Origin of the sequence: Bordetella petrii (assembly GCF_020991325.1) — a bacterium.
GTDB lineage: Bacteria > Pseudomonadota > Gammaproteobacteria > Burkholderiales > Burkholderiaceae_B > Bordetella_A > Bordetella_A petrii_E.
In genome coordinates this window covers 1-596 of record NZ_JAJMLX010000540.1, presented here as the reverse complement: position 1 = coordinate 596, position 596 = coordinate 1, and the positions used below count along the sequence as shown (strand labels likewise).

Sequence of the window (596 nt, the reverse complement as noted above, 5' to 3'; positions counted from 1 at the left end):
GGGCGGGACGGGCGCGCCGGACGGCGCGGGCCCCGCCAGGCGCAGCCAATCGGGCCGCAGCGTGGTCACCACGAATAAAATGGCCAGACACACCGTGACGGCCTGAGCGAATATCAGCCAGTAGCGACGCATGATCCTGACAAGGTAGGCAATGAAAACAATCGATACCCGCGAACTGGCGGCCTGGCTGGATGCCACGCTGCAAGCGCCGCGATTCAAAGATTACTGTCCCAACGGCCTGCAGGTTGAAGGCAAACCGCGCATAAGCCACATTATCACCGGCGTTACCGCGTCCGAGGCATTGCTGCGCGCCGCCATCGAGCGCGGAGCGGACGCCGTGCTGGTGCACCACGGCTGGTTCTGGAAGAACGAAGACCCGCGCGTGCGCGGCCCGCGCCGCACGCGCCTGGCCCTGGTGCTGCAACACGAACTGAACCTGTTCGCCTACCACCTGCCGCTCGATGCCCACCCCCAATGGGGCAACAACGCGCAGCTGGCGCGCGTGCTGGGCCTGGCCCCGGAATTCGATGCCGGCGGCGCCCCGGCCGCCTGCGGCCCCGACAACCTGATCTGGCTGGGTGCCGCGCCCGGCCTGG

Annotated in this window: 1 protein-coding gene and 1 pseudogene; one reads left to right on the top strand and one right to left on the bottom strand. The window is 68.1% G+C overall.

The features are described from left to right. Nucleotides 1-132: pseudogene (locus LPZ50_RS25230) on the bottom strand (2-alkenal reductase); the annotation flags it as partial. A 19-nt stretch (nt 133-151) separates the two neighbouring features. Between LPZ50_RS25230 and LPZ50_RS25225 the strand changes: the two are divergent. After that, nucleotides 152-596, top strand: a 445-nt coding sequence (locus LPZ50_RS25225; RefSeq protein WP_230665549.1) for a Nif3-like dinuclear metal center hexameric protein, incomplete at its 3' end; no start/stop codon positions are given.